This is a genomic window from uncultured Bacteroides sp. (assembly GCF_902491285.1).
GTDB lineage: Bacteria > Bacteroidota > Bacteroidia > Bacteroidales > Bacteroidaceae > Bacteroides.
The window spans coordinates 1-15,406 of record NZ_CABUHK010000106.1 but is presented as its reverse complement, the minus strand read 5'-3'; the positions used below and the strand labels follow the sequence as shown (position 1 = coordinate 15,406).

The 15,406-nt window shown below is 42.1% G+C and carries 15 protein-coding genes and 2 pseudogenes; 12 read left to right on the top strand and 5 right to left on the bottom strand.

Features of this window, described 5'->3' with window-relative positions:
* From RDN93_RS19780 to RDN93_RS19765, 4 genes and pseudogenes are all read left to right on the top strand, one after another.
* Positions 1-291: pseudogene (locus tag RDN93_RS19780) on the top strand (ABC transporter permease); the annotation flags it as partial.
* A gap of 164 nt (positions 292-455) precedes the next feature.
* On the top strand, positions 456-2,798 hold the full coding sequence (locus RDN93_RS19775) for an FtsX-like permease family protein (protein WP_308747081.1): 2,343 nt from the start codon (positions 456-458) through the stop codon (positions 2,796-2,798).
* 48 nt (positions 2,799-2,846) lie between these two features.
* On the top strand, positions 2,847-3,272 hold the full coding sequence (locus RDN93_RS19770; RefSeq protein WP_308747080.1) for a hypothetical protein: 426 nt from the start codon (positions 2,847-2,849) through the stop codon (positions 3,270-3,272).
* Between the two features lie 25 nt (positions 3,273-3,297).
* Positions 3,298-3,654, top strand: a complete 357-nt coding sequence (locus RDN93_RS19765; protein ID WP_308747079.1) for a lipocalin family protein — start codon at positions 3,298-3,300, stop codon at positions 3,652-3,654.
* A gap of 93 nt (positions 3,655-3,747) precedes the next feature.
* Here RDN93_RS19765 and RDN93_RS19760 read toward each other — a convergent pair whose 3' ends face one another.
* Positions 3,748-4,932, bottom strand: coding sequence for an aminotransferase class I/II-fold pyridoxal phosphate-dependent enzyme (locus RDN93_RS19760; protein ID WP_308747078.1), 1,185 nt, complete (start codon positions 4,930-4,932; stop codon positions 3,748-3,750).
* Positions 4,933-5,153: 221 nt separating this feature from the next.
* On the opposite strand from RDN93_RS19760, the gene RDN93_RS19755 reads away from it, so the two are divergent.
* The 3 genes from RDN93_RS19755 to RDN93_RS19745 all read left to right on the top strand — a co-directional run bounded on the left by RDN93_RS19755 (position 5,154) and on the right by RDN93_RS19745 (position 8,438).
* Positions 5,154-6,179 carry a diacylglycerol kinase family lipid kinase gene (locus tag RDN93_RS19755; protein ID WP_308747077.1) on the top strand — a complete coding sequence of 342 codons (1,026 nt, stop codon included), beginning with the start codon at positions 5,154-5,156 and terminating at the stop codon, positions 6,177-6,179.
* Between the two features lie 109 nt (positions 6,180-6,288).
* Positions 6,289-8,052, top strand: coding sequence for an aspartate--tRNA ligase (gene aspS, locus RDN93_RS19750; protein ID WP_308747076.1), 1,764 nt, complete (start codon positions 6,289-6,291; stop codon positions 8,050-8,052).
* Positions 8,049-8,438: a GtrA family protein gene (locus tag RDN93_RS19745; protein WP_308747075.1), complete on the top strand. Its 390-nt coding sequence runs from the start codon at positions 8,049-8,051 to the stop codon at positions 8,436-8,438. Before aspS ends, RDN93_RS19745 begins: the two co-directional genes overlap by 4 nt.
* Positions 8,439-8,532: 94 nt before the next feature.
* On the opposite strand, the gene RDN93_RS19740 is transcribed toward RDN93_RS19745, so the two are convergent.
* Genes RDN93_RS19740 through RDN93_RS19730 form a run of 3 tightly spaced genes read right to left on the bottom strand, consistent with a single transcriptional unit; the run spans position 8,533 to position 11,163 of the window.
* On the bottom strand, positions 8,533-9,417 hold the full coding sequence (locus tag RDN93_RS19740) for a carbon-nitrogen hydrolase (RefSeq protein WP_308747074.1): 885 nt from the start codon (positions 9,415-9,417) through the stop codon (positions 8,533-8,535).
* A gap of 29 nt (positions 9,418-9,446) precedes the next feature.
* Entirely contained in the window at positions 9,447-10,562 is a 1,116-nt protein-coding gene (locus RDN93_RS19735) for an agmatine deiminase family protein (protein ID WP_308747073.1), read from the bottom strand.
* Positions 10,563-10,620: 58 nt separating this feature from the next.
* Positions 10,621-11,163, bottom strand: a complete 543-nt coding sequence (locus RDN93_RS19730; protein ID WP_308747072.1) for a DUF2148 domain-containing protein — start codon at positions 11,161-11,163, stop codon at positions 10,621-10,623.
* An 86-nt stretch (positions 11,164-11,249) separates the two neighbouring features.
* Here RDN93_RS19730 and RDN93_RS19725 point away from each other — a divergent pair, with 86 nt between their 5' ends.
* From RDN93_RS19725 to RDN93_RS19715, 3 genes are read left to right on the top strand one after another with little or no spacing between them, the layout of a single operon-like run.
* Positions 11,250-11,870, top strand: coding sequence for an ATP-binding cassette domain-containing protein (locus RDN93_RS19725; RefSeq protein WP_308747071.1), 621 nt, complete (start codon positions 11,250-11,252; stop codon positions 11,868-11,870).
* A gap of 33 nt (positions 11,871-11,903) precedes the next feature.
* Positions 11,904-12,698, top strand: coding sequence for an ABC transporter permease (locus RDN93_RS19720; RefSeq protein WP_308747070.1), 795 nt, complete (start codon positions 11,904-11,906; stop codon positions 12,696-12,698).
* On the top strand, positions 12,695-12,973 hold the full coding sequence (locus tag RDN93_RS19715) for a hypothetical protein (RefSeq protein ID WP_308747069.1): 279 nt from the start codon (positions 12,695-12,697) through the stop codon (positions 12,971-12,973). Before RDN93_RS19720 ends, RDN93_RS19715 begins: the two co-directional genes overlap by 4 nt.
* A 319-nt stretch (positions 12,974-13,292) precedes the next feature.
* On the opposite strand, the gene RDN93_RS19710 is transcribed toward RDN93_RS19715, so the two are convergent.
* Positions 13,293-13,706, bottom strand: coding sequence for a DUF4891 domain-containing protein (locus RDN93_RS19710; RefSeq protein WP_308747068.1), 414 nt, complete (start codon positions 13,704-13,706; stop codon positions 13,293-13,295).
* Positions 13,707-13,814: 108 nt separating this feature from the next.
* On the opposite strand from RDN93_RS19710, the gene RDN93_RS19705 reads away from it, so the two are divergent.
* Both RDN93_RS19705 and RDN93_RS19700 read left to right on the top strand, forming a co-directional pair.
* Positions 13,815-14,909 carry a Nif3-like dinuclear metal center hexameric protein gene (locus tag RDN93_RS19705; protein ID WP_308747067.1) on the top strand — a complete coding sequence of 365 codons (1,095 nt, stop codon included), beginning with the start codon at positions 13,815-13,817 and terminating at the stop codon, positions 14,907-14,909.
* Positions 14,910-14,914: 5 nt separating this feature from the next.
* Positions 14,915-15,406: pseudogene (locus RDN93_RS19700) on the top strand (HalX domain-containing protein); the annotation flags it as partial.

Sequence of the window (15,406 nt, the reverse complement as noted above, 5' to 3'; positions counted from 1 at the left end):
TAAAACATTATCTAAAAGTAGCTTTCCGCAATCTGGCGAAATATAAGGTGCAAAGTATTGTTAGTATTTTAGGATTGGCAACAGGCTTTGTATGCTTTGCATTGTCAACTTTATGGATTCGTTATGAAATGACTTATGATAATTTTCATGAAGGTGCGGAACGTATTTATCTGGCAGGTAATCGTTTTCGTCTTGTAGGAGATGGCTTTTCTCTGAATTCATCGATCTTATTGGCTGATTATATACTAAAGAACTGTCCGGAAGTGGAGAAAGCGTGTCATATAAAATATGCTTATGGAAACAGTGTAAAGTATGAAGAAGCTGAATTTGAGATGTTTCAATTAAAAGTTGATCCCAGTTTTATTTCTATGTTCAGTATCACTGTTTTGAGCGGAGACAGTCGTTTACTCACCTATACAATTCAGGCTTTTTCCCTTTTAATGAAAAATAAGTAAATGATGGAAAATCTCGTACTATTGAAACTGATATTTAGAAATTGGTGGCGTAATAAACTCTTTGCGGTTATATCTTTGGTGAGCCTTGTTATTGGCATTTCCTGTACCAATCTTTTGGTATCGTTTGTTATTCATGAATATACGGTTGAGGGTGGAAATCCTAATAAAGACCGGATTTTGCGTTTGACTCAACAATTGCCGTTTATGCAAGACAGACAGGGGACATTTGTTTATGGAGGCGCTGTTCAGGATATTATTGCTCCGTTTCCGGAGATTGAGTCATATCTCCGGTTTAACGAGAAATGGGCGACTAATATAGAAGTTGACGGACAGCAATTCCCAGCGCAGGTAGTTGTAGAAGTTGACAGCTCATTTTGTGATTTTTTTCCATATCAGACAGTATCCGGTGATATAAAAGAAGCTTTAATGAAGCCGGACTGTATTGCGTTAAGTGAAAAGAAAGCCTTGCAATTAGCAGGGACACGTGATTGTATAGGTCGGGGGGTGTCTATCATTTATGGGGATAAAGTTGAAATGAAAAGAATTTCAGCTGTGTTTAAGCCCTACGCGCAAGCTGCTCTTCAGATTGATGTATTGGACGGTTCTCTGAATTTAAATGAAGAAGGAACTGCCTGCATGGTTCTCTTGAAAAAACGGACTAACTTGAAAACATTCCAGGAACGTTTTCAAGCGACAGAATTACCGGCACTTTTAGGGAAAGGATATTATCGACTCCAGACACTACAAGATTCTTATTTCGATACGGAGTTGGCAGAGTCTACAAAATCATTCTCTCATAGACAATTAGTTTTACTTAGCATAGGGCTGTTATCGGCATTACTCATTTTATTTATCGCTTGTTTCAATTATGTGAATCTTAGTTTTTCCCGTCTTCTGAAACAGGTAAATATGCTTCATGTCGAGACATTGATGGGAGCTTCTCATTCCTATATCTGCCGGCAACTGTTTGTCGATACATTCTTGACCGTATTTATAGCTTTTGTTCTGTCTATTCTGGTGATGGGGGATGTGCTTTCTCTCTTTAACTACTCCTTTGACACTCATCTGACTTTTAGTTTTATTCTTTCATGGAAGGTTTTACCATTAATTCTTTTATTTGTTTTGGTATTAGCGGTTGTGCCGGCTGTATATATGGCAAAAAAACTGAATCGAATATCTATCAGTGGATATTGCCAATTCTTTCTAGGAAGAAAGAGAAAAAGGCTGGTAGCTGTTCTTGTCGGCTTACAATTGATTATCTCTATCGGATTAATGACGGCTTTTATGATGATACGCTCGCAGCTTTCTGCAATAGAAAAACAGGGAGAGCAATATAAAGGAGTGATTGTTTTAGGTAGTGAACATTCTGTTCCAACCATTCCTTTGTATAATGATATTAAAAAAATGCCGGGTATTCAGATGGCTGTATTGTCAAAGAATTGTATGACTAATCCGCCTAGTATTGCTATTCCGGTGAAACAAAATGGTCAGGAAACAATGGTGATGAAAGTATTATTGACCGAATGTCCCGAACTATTGGACTTGTTCAATATAGATTTCCTTCGCCCTGAACAGCTAGCAGATTTATTGCCTAAAACAGCTAATCCGGTTGTAGTGAATGAAACATTTGTGCGTCTCTTTGTCTCATCAGGAGAGGACCCCGTAGGGCAAACATTAAGTAAATATAATCAGGATAATATGGGTGAGGGAACTATTATTGGTGTATTTAAGGATTTTAGATTGAATTCGCTCAATATGGAAATAACTCCAATGCAGATTACACTCCAAGAGGTGCCTGTAAATCAGTCTACTTTTATCTCATGCCGTATAGATGAAAGCAGACACAGCAAGACGATGAAAGCTCTCCGGCAATTATGGGGGAAACATTATCCGGGACATTCTTTTATTTATGTAGATACGTATCAGCAATATCTGGCCGACAACATGGATATGGTAAAATTCTCACGATTATTTTTAGCTTATGCTATAATCAGTTTATTTCTGACTCTCTTTGGCGTTTTTGGAATAACCTGGTATGCAGTAGAACAGCGAAAGAGGGAGATTGCCATCCGGAAAGTACACGGCGCCTCTTCATTGCAAATTCTGTTATTGCTGAACCGCCCATTTTTTCTTTATATCTTATTTGCTTATGTGATAGCTGTTCCGATAGTGTTTGTTTTAATGAGATATTGGAGAGGACAATTTGTATATCCTGCAATTTGGGGGATAGATGTGTTTGTAATACCTATTGTCATACTTGTGTTTGTAACTTTTGTCACTGTCGTTTTTAACGGGTATCATACAGCATTAAGCAATCCTTCGGAAACAATAAAGACTGAATGAGTCTATAAATTAATGCAATGATTTCACCGTTTTTACTTTAAAAGACAATTGGAAAAAATTATCTTTGCACTATTCCAACTTTTTTCAAATAAGAGAATGTATATGAATAGAATGAACGTTTTTTTATTGTTTGCTGTTGTGATTGGTTTTAGTGCATGTCAATCAAAAAGTAAGCAAGCGGCAGAGCGGGAGATAGTGGCTGACGGCAGTCTGCCTGTTGTTCCAACAGAAGAAGAAAAAACAATAACCGGAGTTGTGGGAGATGCTTCGATGAATAACTTTATGCTAATTACTCCGCAAGGAGATACTCTCTTTATTAGTACAATGGATCAGGATCCGAACGATATTGCTGGTTTTGAACTGGGAGATACGGTAAGAGTGAATTATATAGAAGAAGAGGAAGAACCCGGATCAAGTACTATACCGACCGCTCAAAAAGTAATTGTGATAGGAAAGAAAAGCCGGAATAAATAATTAATCTAACAATAACGCAGAAATTATGAAAAAGAAAATGTTGGCGGCAATTTTGCTGACGGGATTATTGGTTGCATGTAGCGGTAACTCTACTTCAGTTGTAGGTGTATGGGTAGAGCCTGTACCGGGTATGGAAGGACAAATGCAAGGTATTAAGATAGAAGAGGGTGGTGCTGCATCTTCTGTTAATATGGCTACATTGGTTTATGAAAACTGGAAGCAAGAAGGCGATAAGCTGATTCTGTCAGGGAAAAGTATTGGTAATGGACAGACTATTGAGTTTATAGATACAATGGAGATTAAAAAGTTGATGGCTGATTCGTTAGTCTTGAATAATCGCGGAATGGAGATTCGCTATGCGAAACAGAAAGAATGTGATTAATATGTGAGTATACCCTTATTTAATAAATAAAAAAGCTATTTTCCTGATTTGATAAAGGAAAATAGCTTTTTTTATTAGGATTCTAAATGCTGATTATAAAAGGTCTAAGGCTTTGAACGCTTTTGTCAGCTTTTCTACAGCACTGTCAATTTGCTCTTTTGTATGAGTAGCCATCAATGCCACACGCACCAATGTATCTTGTGGAGCACATGCCGGCGGAATAACCGGATTGATGAACACACCTTCATCAAAAGCTAATTTCGTAACCATGAAAGTCTTTTCCGTATCACGTACATAAAGAGGAATGATAGGTGATTCTGTCGCACCGATTTCAAAACCGGCTTCACGGAAACGTTTCAATGCATAGTTGGTAGCTTCCCATAGAGCCTCAAGTCTTTCCGGTTCGTTTTGGATGATATGGAGAGCTTCCAAAGCAGATGCAGTAGCAGCCGGAGTATTGGAAGCGCTGAATATATAAGTACGCGCATTGTGACGCAGCCAGTTGATGATTGAAGAATCAGCGGCAATAAAGCCACCGATAGAAGCCAGTGATTTACTGAAAGTACCCATAATCAAGTCAACCTCGTGAGTCAGACCGAAATGGTCGCAAACGCCGCGTCCTTGTTTACCGAATACACCTAAACCATGAGCTTCGTCCACCATGATAGTAGCATTGTATTTATGCTTCAAGCGTACGATTTCGGGCAAGTTTGCCAAGTCACCTTCCATAGAGAACACACCGTCCACTATGATTAGCTTCACTGAGTCCGGATTGCACTTTTGAAGTTGCTTTTCCAGATCAGCCATGTCGTTGTGCTTATATTTTAATTGTTGGGAGAAAGAGAGACGACGGCCGTCTACGATGGATGCGTGGTCACGGTCATCGCAGATGATATAATCATTGCGGTCTGTCAAAGCAGGAATAACTCCGGAATTTACCGTAAAACCGGTAGAGAAACACAGAGCTTCATCTTTGCCTACGAAAGCAGCCAGTTCTTTTTCCAGTTGGACATGCAGGTCAAGCGTACCATTCAAGAAACGCGACCCTGCGCATCCGGAACCATATTTATGCATGGCTTGAATACCAGCTTCAATAACTCTTTCATCTCCCGTAAGGCCAGTGTATGCATTGGAACCGAACATCAATACTTCGTGTCCGCCCATCTCTACCTCTGTACCCTGTTTTCCTTCTATCTCACGGAAATATGGGTAAACGCCCTGTGCCATAAATTTTTGTGGCAGGTCGTATTTAGCTAACTTCTCTTGTAATAATCCCATGAATTATAATTTATAATACTCATATACTCAGACCATTCGCTGACGGTCTAATATCCTTTTATCTTAACAAGTGTTTAAAACAGGGGGCAAAGATAACAATTTTTGCTTTCATCTGTTCTTTTTAAGAGAAAAAAGTTGCTCGCTTGAGATTAGAAACCTCTAATAGATTAAAATTTAAGATATTTATATTACTTTTGTCGTCTACAATCGACAAGAATAGCATGAACGAAAGTATGAAAAAAATAAAATTCATCGTCAACCCTATTTCAGGAACACAAAGTAAAGAATTGATTCTTAACTTGCTGGATGAGAAAATAGACAAGACGAAATACTCTTGGGAAGTAGTGTATACAGAGAGAGCCGGTCATGCAGTAGAGATAGCCGCCCAAGCTGCGAAAGAAAAAGCGGACGTGGCAGTGGCTATCGGTGGAGACGGGACAATCAACGAAATAGCTCGTTCGCTGGTACATACTGATACTGCATTGGGCATTATCCCTTGTGGGTCGGGCAATGGACTGGCGCGGCATCTGCATATACCTATGGAACCGAAAAAAGCATTGGAAGTGCTGAACGCGGGATGTACGGATATAATAGATTATGGTAAGATTAACGGAACAGATTTCTTCTGTACCTGCGGAGTGGGATTTGATGCTTTTGTCAGTCTGAAATTTGCGCATGCCGGTAAACGGGGATTGTTGACTTACTTGGAAAAAACGCTGCAAGAAAGTCTTAAGTATCAGCCGGAAACCTACGAACTGGAAACTGAAAACGGAGTGTCCAAATATAAGGCTTTTCTTATTGCCTGCGGAAACGCGTCACAATATGGAAATAATGCTTATATTGCTCCGCAAGCCACGTTGACGGATGGTTTGTTGGATGTCACCATATTAGAACCGTTTACTGTTTTGGATGTACCTTCGCTTGCTTTTCAGTTATTTAATAAAACAATCGACCAGAATAGCCGTATCAAGACCTTCCGTTGCAAGAAGTTATGTATTCGGCGGACAACTCCGGGCGTGGTGCATTTCGACGGTGACCCCATGGAGACGGACGCCGATGTAAATATTGAGTTAATTCAAAGAGGATTGCGTGTAGTAGTGCCGCGTGCTGCGGAAAAAGATGCGGCAAATGTGCTTCAAAGAGCGCAAGAGTATATGAATGGCATCAAACTGATGAATGAAGCCATTGTTGACAATATAACAGACAGAAACAAGAAAATATTGAAAAAGCTGACAAAGAAAGTCTGAGAAAATTACGGATAACTAATCACGAATTACAAATTATTGCGTACTTTTGCGGAGTTTTGGTTCAGCCAAAATAAAAACGCGAGTGATAATCGTTTAAATAAAAAAATATATGTTCAGAACACACACTTGTGGAGAACTGAGAATCTCTGATGCTAACAAGCAAGTAACGCTGTCCGGCTGGGTACAGCGTAGTCGTAAAATGGGAGGGATGACATTCGTTGACCTTCGCGACCGTTACGGAATTACTCAATTAGTCTTTAACGAAGAAATCAATGCAGAACTTTGTGAGCGTGCCAATAAATTGGGGCGTGAATTTGTCATTCAAATCACAGGAACAGTGAACGAACGTTTCAGTAAGAATGCCAACATTCCTACCGGAGACATTGAAATCATCGTTTCCGAGTTGAACATACTGAACACTGCTATGACGCCACCGTTCACGATCGAAGATAATACAGATGGCGGTGATGATATCCGTATGAAATACCGTTACCTGGATCTACGTCGTAACGCTGTCCGTTCCAATTTGGAACTGCGCCACAAAATGACAATCGAAGTTCGCAAATATCTCGACAGCCTTGGGTTTATCGAAGTAGAAACACCGGTTCTGATCGGTTCTACCCCGGAAGGTGCACGTGACTTCGTTGTTCCGTCCCGAATGAATCCGGGACAATTCTATGCACTTCCGCAGTCACCGCAGACTTTAAAGCAATTATTGATGGTTTCCGGTTTCGACCGCTATTTCCAGATTGCTAAATGTTTCCGTGACGAGGATTTGCGTGCCGACCGTCAGCCGGAATTTACACAGATTGACTGTGAAATGAGTTTCGTAGAGCAGGAAGATATTATCACCACTTTCGAAGGGATGGCAAAACATCTGTTCAAGACTCTTCGTGGGGTAGAACTGACCGAACCGTTCCAGCGTATGGCTTGGGCTGATGCCATGAAATGTTATGGTAGCGACAAGCCGGACTTACGTTTCGACATGAAGTTCGTGGAACTGATGGATATCATGAAAGGACACGGATTCTCCGTATTCGACAATGCTGCTTATGTAGGTGGTATTTGTGCAGAAGGCGCTGCAACTTACACCCGTAAGCAACTGGATGCCTTGACTGACTTTGTGAAGAAACCTCAAATTGGTGCAAAAGGGTTGGTTTATGCCCGTGTGGAAGCAGACGGTACAGTAAAATCAAGTGTGGATAAATTCTATACACAAGAAGTTCTTCAGCAGATGAAGGAAGCATTTGGTGCTAAACCGGGTGACTTGATTCTGATTCTGTCCGGTGATGATGTGATGAAAACACGTAAACAGCTTTGTGAACTCCGTTTGGAAATGGGAGCTCAATTAGGCTTGCGTGACAAGAATAAGTTCGTTTGCCTTTGGGTTATCGACTTCCCGATGTTCGAATGGAGCGAAGAAGAAGGCCGCCTGATGGCTATGCATCATCCGTTTACGCATCCGAAGGAAGAAGATATTCCATTGTTGGATACTGATCCGGCAGCAGTGCGCGCTGATGCTTACGATATGGTTGTCAACGGTGTTGAAGTAGGTGGTGGTTCTATCCGTATCCACGATGCACAGTTGCAGGCGAAGATGTTCGAGATTTTGGGATTTACTCCTGAGAAGGCAGAGGCACAGTTCGGCTTCCTGATGAATGCCTTTAAATATGGTGCACCTCCTCATGGTGGTTTGGCATATGGGCTTGATCGTTGGGTGTCCTTATTTGCCGGTCTGGATTCTATCCGCGACTGTATCGCATTCCCGAAGAATAACTCCGGACGTGATGTAATGTTGGATGCGCCATCCGCAATTGACCAGACTCAACTTGACGAGCTGAATTTGATTGTTGATATCAAAGAAGGAGAGTGAAAGAATCTGTACGCATATTCCGTTTTATAGTAATCGGTACAATGAATGCCCTGATTATGGCATTGGTTGTATGGTTAATGATGAGAGAGATGTCATTCAACGGTGACTATATGGTGGCTAATATAACAGCGTACCTGATAGCTCAGATTCATAACTTTATCTGGTGCAAATATTGGATATTCCCTGTAGAAAATAAAAAGAACAGTCTCTGGAAACAGATACTGCTCTTTTGCTCTGCTTTCGGTCTAGCCTATACGGCACAATTTCTATTCCTTATTTTATTGGTGGAAGGACTGGATGTAAATGAATATCTGGCACAATTCCTGGGTTTATTTATCTATGGTGGTACAAATTTCCTGACCAATAAGAAACTGACGTTTCAATAAGAAAGAATAATAAAGTATATAGAAAGGGCACAGAGTGTAAATTTATAGTTTACTCTGTGCCCTTTCTGTTATTTATATCTGTACGCTTTTCAGTCTAATCTAAAAAACGTTTAGTCAGTCCTTCGTATTCATCAATGCGGCGGTCGCGCAGGAACGGCCACCAGCGGCGTACGTTTTCCGAGCGTTCCATGTCAATCTCCACTACTATATTTTCCGGCCGGTTGTTTCCGGCTTGCGCTAGGAATTCCCCTTGCGGACCTGCTACGAAACTGTTTCCCCAAAATAAAATACCATTGGTTTGTCCTGACGGGTCAGGTTCGTGTCCTACACGGTTGACTGAGATGACGGGGAGTCCGTTTGCAACGGCATGGGCACGTTGTGAGATAATCCAAGCATTGAGCTGGCGTGCTTTCTCGTCGTCCGTATCACTGCTTTCCCAGCCGATGGCGGTAGGGTAGATTAATAGTTCAGCACCTTTTAGCGCCATTAAACGGGCAGCTTCCGGGTACCATTGATCCCAGCATACCAATACGCCCAATTTTCCCAGAGAGGTCTGAATAGGTTCAAAGCCTATATCTCCGGGAGTAAAATAGAATTTCTCGTAATAAGCGGGATCATCAGGAATATGCATTTTCCGGTATTTGCCGGCAATGCTCCCGTCGCGGTCGAAAACGACGGCAGTATTATGATAAAGTCCGGGCGCACGCTTCTCGAAAAGAGAGGTCACAAGAACAACTCTGTTGGCTGCCGCCAGTTCTGAATAGAATCCGGTGGAAGGGCCGGGGATAGGTTCGGCTAGGTCGAACAGGTTTGTGTTTTCTGTCTGGCAGAAATAAAGTGAATTATGTAACTCTTGAAGCACAATCAGTTGCGCGCCATGTGCGGCACAAGCCTCTATGCTTTTAGCGAGGTTCATCAGGTTTACCCGAATATCAGAAGTGTTGGATTGTTGGATAAGTCCGACTTTTATCTTTCTCATGATGAATAATTTATTTTTAATATGCCTAATTATTTTAGAACTCCCATCGGATATTGCATGGTAACGCAGTGCAGAGAGCCATGTTGCTTGATTAAAGCACGACAATCTATTCCGATTATTTGATGTTTTGGAAACGCTTGTTGCAATACTTCTCCGGCTCTCCTGTCATTTTCCGGCTGATTATAAGTCGGGTAGAGGACAGCCTCATTCAGAATCAGGAAATTAGCGTATGTGGCAGGCAGACGCTCGCCATCTGCTTCTATCTTGTCCGCCATGGGCAAGGCCAATAGCCGGTAAGGCTCTCCTGCCAATGTACGGAATGTTTTCAGTTGTTTTTCCATGGCAAGCAGTGCTTCGTAATGTTCGTCCGCTTCGTCCGTGCACTTCACGTAAGCAATGGTATCTGTGGAACAGAAACGTGCTAAAGTGTCAATATGACTATCAGTATCATCACCCGCCAGATAGCCATGGTCCAGCCAAAGAACTTTTTGCAGATGGAAGGTCGATTTCAGATATTCTTCTATCTCTACCTGGTTCAGTTTACCGTTCCGCTTGGGAGAAAGCAGGCATTCGGAAGTGGTAAGTAGAGTTCCCATTCCATCGCTTTCTATGGAACCGCCTTCAAGGACAAAGTCCAGGCAGTCTATGTACTGTCCCTTCAAGGCTCCGGCTTCTACGGCTTTTTTAGTGATTTTGTCATCAAGTTCGGATGCAAATTTCAATCCCCAGCCATTGAATGTAAAATCAAGCAGCGAGGGATTACCGGTATCTATCATGGTGATAGCTCCGTGGTCACGTGCCCATGTGTCATTGGTAGCGCATTTCAGAAAGCGGACGTTATCCATATTGACAACAGCGCTTATCTGCTTCTTTACTTCTTCAGGTTCGGGAGTGACAATCAATAATAACTCACGTTCCGCTATCTCTTTGGCTATCTTGACGAAACATTCTTGTACTTCTGCCAGCATATATGCCCAGTCTGTGCCGGCATGCGGCCATGTCAATTGTATGCCGCTTTGCATATGCCATTCGGCAGGCAAATGAGGAGCTCTCATTTCTACTTGTACGGTCATGTTCTTACCGAAATTCAATTGCAAATCTTTCTCCGAGCCACTAGGACTAGGCAGTCCAACCATAATTCCCATCAGACTATTCTATTTAGTTATTTATATAATCGGTTTATTCATTCGCCGGCAACCGGTATTAATCTTTATTCTCCTGTTTCGGCTTCCGGTCGAAGAACGGATTTTTGGAAGATGCGCTGACCGGAATCGCCATTACCATTTTGCAGTCTTTCAGCCAGTTCAGGCGTTGGGCTGCCAGTCCGGCAGAGAACATCACACGTGTGTCTACACGCAAATCGGCAGCCGTGGCACAGGCTGAACCTATGGCGATACCTACATCAATGCTGTTTAGTGCGCAAGGGACACCTTCTGTACGTCCGGCGCAAGTTGCGAATCCGCAGTGACCGCAATTCAATCCTTGCGCTTGCTCGCGCGTTCCTATTAATATAACGCATTCGGCATTTAGTATGTTGTCGGCATCACGTAGAAAAAACTTCATTCCATGTTCTTCCACCATCGCTACCATCGTGTCCGACAATAGCTTAATCTCTTCGTCAGTGATTAAAACCATTTCGATAATGTCTATCCCTTTTCCCTTGGGAGCAGTGCGTGCGGCAGTCATCATTTGACGTGCCACCTGCAATATATGCTCATGGCGAGCGTCTCTTTCGTTCAGTATCATAACTTTTCTTGAATTAATTAGTCGGGCAAAGATAACGTTTTTCAAGAAAATAGTACCTTTGCCGGAAAGAAAGAATTCAAAACGTCATGTTACATATCAATAACGCCTGCATAACCTTTGGGACAGAAGTGCTTTTCTCCGGTTTCAACCTGAAACTGGAACGGGGAGAAACAGCCTGCATCGTAGGACAATCCGGTTGCGGAAAAACATCGTTGCTGAATGCAGTGATGGGATTCGTACCATTGAAAGAAGGGACTATTCGAGTGGGGGAAATATTACTTGGCATATCCACCATTGATAGTGTCCGGCGTCAGATTGCGTGGATTCCGCAAGAATTAGCATTGCCATTTGAATGGGTGAAAGAGATGGTTGCCCTGCCGTTCGAGTTGAAAGTGAATCGTTCGATTCCTTTCTCGGAAGAAAGGCTTTTCGCTTGCTTTGACGAATTGGGACTGGAACATGAATTATATACAAAAAGAGTAAATGAGGTTTCGGGCGGACAGCGGCAACGCATTATGCTTGCAGTGGCTGCGATGCTTGATAAACCTCTCATTATCATAGATGAACCGACCTCTGCACTGGATGCCGGATCGACAGATAAAGTGGTGTCTTTTTTTCAGCGACAGGCGGAAAAAGGAGCGGCCGTACTTGCAGTGTCTCACGACAAGGATTTTGCGTCGGGATGTCATTATGTAATAGAACTATAACACGAATCAGCTAGAATTGTAAGTATACATACCGTGGGAACGATTGACATATCATATTATAACTTGGCCATAGGCTTGCTTCTGCTTGCCATCCCGTTCTTTTATCTATGGAAATTCAAGACGGGATTACTGAAACCTGCCGTGATTGGGACAGTGCGGATGATTATCCAACTGTTCTTCATCGGCATGTATTTGAAATATCTTTTTTTGTGGGACAATCCCTGGATTAATTTCCTTTGGGTGATTATTATGATATTCGTAGCCGGACAAACGGCTTTGGTACGTACCCAGTTAAAACGCAGTATTCTGCTGATTCCGATTTCCGTCGGGTTTCTTTGTAGTGTCGTGGTGGTGGGGTTGTATTTTATAGGTGTCGTTCTTCAACTGGATAATATTTTCAGTGCCCAATACTTTATTCCGATATTCGGTATTTTGATGGGGAATATGCTTTCGAGCAATGTTATCGCCTTGAATACTTATTATAGCGGATTGAAACGTGAACAACAGTTATATAGATATTTATTAGGTAACGGCGCAACCAGACAGGAAGCACAGGCACCGTTTATCCGGCAGGCGATTATTAAATCATTCAGTCCGTTGATAGCCAATATTGCGGTAATGGGACTGGTAGCTTTTCCGGGGACAATGATTGGGCAGATTCTAGGCGGAAGTACTCCGAATGTTGCCATTAAATATCAGATGATGATAATGGTGATTACATTCGCTGCATCCATGCTATCGTTGATGATAACCATTTCATTGGCCTCGCGAAAATCATTTGATGCATATGGGAAGCTCCTGGAAATATCGAAAGAAACAAAGAAATGACTATAATTGATCATATATTCCAGGAAGTTGCCGGGATATCCATACCGCATTTCTTTATTACAGTGGAATTTGCGGCATTGGGTAGCGGGATGCCCGAACATCTTGAAGCCTTTTTACGGGAAAAGCACAAGGCGATTCTTCAAGGTGCAAGCGGTCGTAAATTTATCTATCGGGAAGGAGAATGGCGATTGATTTTCACTTTTTTCCCTACGGACAGAGTAGTCGATGAACGGTATGCCCTCAAGAATAAAACCTCTATAAAGTTTGGTAAATAAAAAAATATCTGCCATCTGCAACAAAACAGAGATAACACTCTGTCATATAATAGCTTACAGCGTTGCAGATACTGTTGCAGATAGGTTGCAGATAAAGGTATCTGCAACACATACCGATGGCACAGTATAAATAAAAGTTTCTTTTCACCGGATATAAAGTTCACGAGCTATATCCGAAGAGCCGGTATCCTGCGCGGGAACGCCCGTTTCCAGGCTGGGAACTCCAGTTTCCGCGGTGAGAAACTGGAGTTTCTATCTATGGAAACTGGCGTTTCCTACTAGGGAAACTCTAGTTCCCATGGCGGGAAACGCCAGCAACTTACTTTCCTTTGAGTTTTTCATACAAGCAACGAAGCTGTACGAACTGTTCTCCCGGTTGCACATATCCGCCTTCCAGCATTTTCTCCGAGACTTGAAATTTAGAGAGATGGTGACGTATATACTTCTCCAAGTCCGGCGATTGCTTCTTGACAAAGGCTTGTAGATCAACCTTTCCGTTTTGATGGACAAGCACTTTTGCTTTAATGGTGCGAAAGCCCCATTCCTTACAGTGTTTCGTCTCAGTTTTGTCTATCCAAAAGATAGCAGTGGCTTTTACTGTATCCACAATACACTCTTCCGTGTTATTGTTGCTTATACCTTCGGCAACTTGTTTCTCACCGTTTTCATTCGGTCTTGATTGACAGGAGACGATTAGGATGGCTAGTAGAAAATAGGGCAGGATAGCTTTCATCGTATTCAATTGTTATAGTATATGCGACAAATTTACTAAAAAAAACGGGACAATGAGCGGTTGTTCCCTTTTATTTTCTTATCTTTGCAACCAAATTTTCTACCAATAATGAAAATTAAGGAAATAGTAAGCGCCCTTGAACGATTCGCGCCTCTGCCATTGCAAGACGGATTTGATAATGCCGGCCTGCAAATCGGATTGACAGATGCGGAAGCAACAGGGGCTTTGTTGTGTCTTGACGTTACCGAAGCTGTGTTGGATGAAGCTATCGCGCTAGGGTACAACCTCGTTATATCGCATCATCCGCTCATTTTTAAAGGTTATAAATCCATCACAGGCAAGGATTATGTGGAACGCTGCATATTGAAAGCAATAAAGAATGATATTGTAATTTATTCGGCACATACCAATCTTGATAATGCCCAGGGTGGAGTCAACTATAAGATAGCCGAAAAAATAGGATTGAAGAACTTGAAAGTGCTCGAGCCGAAAGAGAACAGCTTGGTCAAATTAGTGACTTTTGTTCCTAATGCACAGGCAGACGCTGTACGCGAAGCATTGTTTGCAGCCGGATGCGGAAGCATAGGTAACTATGATTCATGCAGTTATAATCTGAAAGGAGAGGGAACTTTCCGGGCGAACGAAGGAGCACATCCTTTCTGTGGAACTGTCGGAGAACTGCACCGTGAAGATGAAGTGAGAATCGAAACCATTCTTCCTATATATAAGAAGGTGGAAGTTGTCAAGACATTACTGTCTGTACACCCGTATGAGGAACCGGCATTCGACTTGTATCCGTTGCAGAATGACTGGACACAGGCAGGTTCGGGAATTGTAGGCGAGCTGGACGAACCGGAAACGGAACTCGGATTTCTGAAACGCATCAAGAAAACCTTTGAAGTAGGCTGTGTGCGTCATAACAAATTGACAGGCAGAGAAATACGGAAGGTGGCATTATGTGGCGGTGCCGGGGCTTTCCTGCTTCCGCAGGCAATCCGGACAGGTGCGGATGTTTTTATTACGGGTGAAATTAAATATCATGATTATTTCGGCCATGAAGAAGATATCCTGATGGCAGAAATCGGTCATTACGAAAGCGAACAATATACAAAAGAGATTTTTTATTCTATAATCCGGGATTTATTTCCTAATTTTGCGCTCCAATTGAGTAAAATAAATACGAATCCCATAAAATATTTATAAGTAAAATGGCTAGAGAAGCAAAAAAAGATCCGAATGAGTTGACAGTAGAGCAGAAGTTGAAGACACTGTTCCAACTGCAAACTATGTTGTCTAAGATTGACGAGATCAAGACATTGAGAGGTGAACTTCCGTTGGAAGTGCAAGACCTTGAAGATGAGATTGCCGGTTTGAGTACTCGTATCGACAAGATTAAGGCTGAAGTAGATGAACTTAGAACAGCTATTTCCGGCAAGAAGGTAGAGATTGAAACGGCTAAAGCTTCGGTTGAAAAATATAAGTCACAGCAAGACAATGTCCGCAACAACCGTGAATATGACTTCCTGACAAAAGAAATCGAGTTCCAGACATTGGAAATCGAACTTTGCGAGAAGAGAATCAAGGAATACTCTGCGGACAGAGAAGAGAAAGAGGCTGAAGTGGTGAAGAACGAACAGATTCTGAACGAAAGACAAAAAGACCTCGAACAGAAGAAGAGCGAACTGGATGAAATTATCTCT